This is a genomic window from Pseudomonas sp. PME37.24/025 (assembly GCF_055556615.1).
Genome location: NZ_JBVHNK010000187.1, coordinates 1 through 272 on the forward strand (window position 1 = coordinate 1; position 272 = coordinate 272).

The following is a 272-nucleotide window of genomic DNA, read 5'->3' on the forward strand; positions in this document are numbered from 1 at the left end:
TCCTGAAGCCGCTTTGGTGCGAGCCCGACAACTACCTATTGACCTCGTGTTATCGGACTATCGTATGCCCGAGATGGATGGCGTGACTTTTTTACAGGCTTTTCGCAAGATTCAGCCAGATGCCATGCGTCTGATTTTGTCAGGTTATGCCGATTTGCAAGCGGTGTTGAGTGCATTGAACGAAGCAGAGATTTATCGTTTTATCTGCAAACCGTGGCAAGACTATGAGCTGCGTACCACGATTGCCCAAGCCTTGTCATATCGCAATCTGA

The 272-nt window shown here is 48.5% G+C and carries 1 protein-coding gene; it reads left to right on the forward strand.

The annotated features are described in order from the left end of the window. Positions 1–64 precede the first annotated feature (64 nt). On the forward strand, positions 65–272 hold a 208-nt coding region (locus ACZ3HH_RS30010; protein WP_465810213.1), incomplete at its 3' end, for a response regulator.